The organism is Streptomyces sp. NPDC004609, from assembly GCF_042873655.1.
Taxonomy (GTDB): Bacteria; Actinomycetota; Actinomycetes; order Streptomycetales; family Streptomycetaceae; genus Streptomyces.
Window position 1 is genome coordinate 1 of record NZ_JBIALS010000094.1, and the last position, 3,669, is coordinate 3,669.

Sequence of the window (3,669 nt, forward strand, 5' to 3'; positions counted from 1 at the left end):
CTCCGGCGGGTAGTTCTTCATGACCACGAGATGTCCGTTCTCAGATCCTCAGGATCCAGTTTCTCGTGTGTTCAGGATTCGGGGTCAAGGCCCGGCTACTTGCCTCACATGCCTGACGCTCATTTCTCGCCCGAGATAACGAAAGCGTCCACCGTCTCCGGGCACCTGTCGAGCGAGAACTCGGTGTTGCCGGTGAAGTACTCGACTGCCCTGAGGGCACGACCGCGGAGCTTCAGCGCCCGAACCAGCTCGGGCACGGGACAGCTGTCGAACCGGATGGGATTGAAGGGCCGGGGGCCGATCCAGACGCGGTCCGGCTCGGCGCTGACGGCCAGCGGACGAAGTGTGCATCGCGGGGTGCGCTCGTGTACCCCGGCAGGAGTTCCCACGCCCGTTCCCACACGTCAAGCGTGAGGACCTCGCACAGGCGCGTCTGGCTGGCTGCGGCTTGCATGGTGCGGCGCTCCACGTCGGGGATGAAAGACCTGCCCTTGCGGCCGGGCGGGCACCGGGGACCGGAGCCCTGCTTCTCGAACGGGGGCTTCACCTCTCGGCCCCGGGGTACGGGACCACCGGCAATGAATTGCGGACGCGCCGGCGTGATCTGGGTCATAGTGCGGGTGGTCCTGGGCCAGCCAGTCGTCCAGCGACGGGGGCAGCAGCAGGACCTGGTGCGGGTCGAACGCCCTGAACCGCTTGTCCACCCCCACCGGACCGCTCTTCGGCTGCTGCTTCTCTGCCGGCTCGACCTCGAACAGCCCATCCCCACCGCGCATACCGCGATTCTTCCGTACTTACGATCACCAACCGGAGGTGAGGCGCTGCCCGGTCGGATAATTCAAGTGCGGTCTGGTCGCCCCGCGTGATACTCCTCCCCGCCATGGGCGATCTTGTGACTGCGCGGCTCGTACTTCATCCGATGACCGTCAGCGAGGCTGAGCAAGTGGTTGCGGGCGAGCCGGACAGTGGTGCCCGATGGGCGCCCGGATACCCCACCGAGGGGGACGTGTCCGCCGCCAGGCGATTCCTGGGCACCTGCGCGAACACCGGTGATCCCCAGCCGTTCGGCAACTATGAGATCCGTCGCCGCGAGGACGGTCAGGCGATCGGCGGCCTGGGCTTCCACGGACCCGCGGACGCGAACGGCAGCGTCACGATCGGCTACGGCCTCATCCCGTCAGCACGAGGGAAGGGATACGCCTCCGAAGCACTCCGCGGACTGCTGCTGTTCGCGCGGGCACGCGGCGTCACCTGCGTGAAAGGCGATGCCGACCACGACAACATCGCGTCCCACCACGTCATGATGGCAGCCGGCATGCGGCCGACCGGACAAGATGCACGCGTCAGGTACTTCGAGATTGCCTGGACCGACACGACGGCGAATACCGACCCACGCTCCTAGCGGGATCGAACATCTGGGCGGGGAAGTTGACCCTGCCGCTGAGGAATTACGTGAACGTCGACAACAGAAGCGATCAAGGGGAAACCTTGGAGCTATGAAGCGTCGACGGCTCCATACATGGGCCGTCGTCACCGTGCTCCATCATCAAGGGGTCGCGGGAGGTAACGACCACGCCGGTCGGTGCGTCATCCTGCGCCGGCTCTTCTGTCTCGTACGAGACATCCCCGCTCCGGATCTCACCCACAGGTCACCTCAGCCCGGATCCACCCGCTTGATTCCGGAGTGATCGTTTCGGGGGTGTCCTGGCGGTCGGCGAGTTGATCTGGCTGTTCGGGCAGGGAGTATCCGCTGGTCTGCCCAGCTCTTCCACATGGTCGGCGGTCTCGGGCCCTTTCGGGCGGGGTGGTCAGGGCTCTTCAGGTTGTGGGTGGTGGTGCGTGCACCAGGTCGAAGAGGTGGGTGAAGTCGTCGGCCCAGGGCCAGTGTTCGGGCAGGTGGAGGGTGAGGCGCCGGGCCGAGCGGGCCAGGCGGGCGGGCACGTTGATCAGGTGGTCACGGATCGTTGCGGTGGTGGCCTTGGCGTGGAAGGCGGACGCCAGGGCGCCGGCGGCGCGGGTCAGATTGTGCGCGAGGGCGGCCAGCGCGAGCCAGGCGGCGTTCGCCTGGAAGTTGCCCGAGGGGGCGTGGGCGAACGGTCCGTTCTTCAAGTTCGCGATCACCTGTTCCACGATCGCGTGCCGCCGGTGCTCACGCTCGGCATCGGCGAGGGCGAGCGGAGAGTCGGTGAACGCGGCGTGGTAGCGCCAGGTGGTGAACAGCTCGCCCTGGCCGGCGGGCACCGCCGCCGGGTTGAGCCGCTTCACACGGCGCACGATCAGACGGGCGGTGACCTGCTGCTTCTTCGGCTTGGACGTGAAGGCGGTGTAGGCGGTCTCGGCTATCTCGGCGTCAGAGATCCAGCACTGCCCCTCCTCGTGCCATACCGCCCTGGGGTACTTGATCGCCTTCCACGCGGCTTCGTCGATGCCCGCGATCGCGGCCTTGACGGAGGCGTTCATCCGCACCGTGACCGAGAACCGGGCGCCGGCGGCCCGGCAGGCGTTGACGACATCGGCACCGTAGAACGCGGAGTCGGCCCGCACGACCAGCAGCCCGCTCGCGCCGCACGCTCTCGCGGTGCGGATCGATTCGGCGACGAACGCAGCCGCACCGCGAACGGAGTTGGAGGGTCCCTTGCGCAGGCGGGTGGCGGCGATCACCGGAGCGGCCAGCGGGGCGGAGACGATCCCGATCAGCGCGTTCAGGCCCTTGACCTTGCTGTATCCGTATCCGGCGCCCTGCTTGGCGTAGCCGTACGTTTGCCGGGTCGTGTCGTCGATATCCACGTAGGCCACGTGGTCGGCGCCGGGCAGCAGCGGGGTACGCGCGGCCAGCGCGGGCAGGAACCGGCGGGCCACCGCGTGCAGTTGCTTCACGTGTCCGTGGCTGAAGGAGCGCAGGAACGAGCCCAGCGTGGACGGCGCCCGCACCCCGCTGAACAGCCGTGGCAGCCCACCGTGCCGCAGCCGGTCCATGTCATCGATACTGTCCGCCCCGGCAACCATGCCACCGACCAGCGACATCAGCTTCGCCGCGGGAAAGGCCCCGGTGCCGTCCTTCGAGGCCGGCAGCCGGACGTGCTCGTCGACGAGTGCGGGCAGTCCGCACCGCTCGGCCAGTCGCACCACCGGGGCCAGCCCGCCGTAGCCGACCAGATTCGGATCATCAAACCGTGCGGAGATCCTCGCTGCGGCATGGGAAGATTGCATCTCGGAAGTGCCCTCGTGGTCGTGCGTGCTGGAAGCGTGAAGAACTCCCATCATCGCAGGTCACAGGGCACTTCCTCGTTTTCGGAAATGTTGTCCACAGGCATCAAGCCGGTGGATCCGGGCTCAGCAGTCCAGACGGTCAAAGAGCTCGTCCATCGTATCCGCCACGTCGGCGAAGTCGATTGGCTCCCACTGTTGCTGTGACCAGGACCACTGGCACAAGGCCGGGACACCCACTGTCACGAAGGTGACACCCCCGCCGCCCCGGCACAGCCCTGCCCCCGGCCCCGCTGCGCCTCGCCGGGTTTGGTGACGCTCGGAGGGGGGTTTGTTGGTGTGCGGGGAGCTGGCTGGTTTGGTGTGTGGGCCTTGACCCCGAATCCTGAACACACGAGAAACTGGATCCTGAGGATCTGAGAACGGACATCTCGTGGTCATGAAGAACTACCCGCCGGAGTT

At 67.1% G+C, this 3,669-nt stretch carries 3 protein-coding genes; 1 reads left to right on the top strand and 2 read right to left on the bottom strand.

The genetic code is table 11. The features are described from left to right. Positions 1-119 precede the first annotated feature (119 nt). Complete coding sequence (locus ACFYT4_RS36110; protein WP_389279133.1) at positions 120-257, bottom strand: hypothetical protein; 138 nt, start codon at positions 255-257, stop codon at positions 120-122. Between the two features lie 623 nt (positions 258-880). Between ACFYT4_RS36110 and ACFYT4_RS36115 the strand changes: the two genes are divergently transcribed. After that, positions 881-1,402: a GNAT family N-acetyltransferase gene (locus ACFYT4_RS36115; RefSeq protein WP_389279136.1), complete on the top strand. Its 522-nt coding sequence runs from the start codon at positions 881-883 to the stop codon at positions 1,400-1,402. A gap of 416 nt (positions 1,403-1,818) precedes the next feature. On the opposite strand, the gene ACFYT4_RS36120 is transcribed toward ACFYT4_RS36115, so the two are convergent. Continuing rightward, positions 1,819-3,210, bottom strand: a complete 1,392-nt coding sequence (locus ACFYT4_RS36120; RefSeq protein ID WP_389279139.1) for an IS1380 family transposase — start codon at positions 3,208-3,210, stop codon at positions 1,819-1,821. Positions 3,211-3,669 lie beyond the last annotated feature (459 nt).

What these genes read in the sequence shown, in the direction of transcription:
- ACFYT4_RS36115 (WP_389279136.1), top strand. Translation starts at nt 881, where the DNA reads ATGGGCGATCTTGTGACTGCGCGGCTCGTACTTCATCCGATGACCGTC.
- ACFYT4_RS36120 (WP_389279139.1), bottom strand. Translation starts at nt 3,210, where the DNA reads ATGCAATCTTCCCATGCCGCAGCGAGGATCTCCGCACGGTTTGATGAT.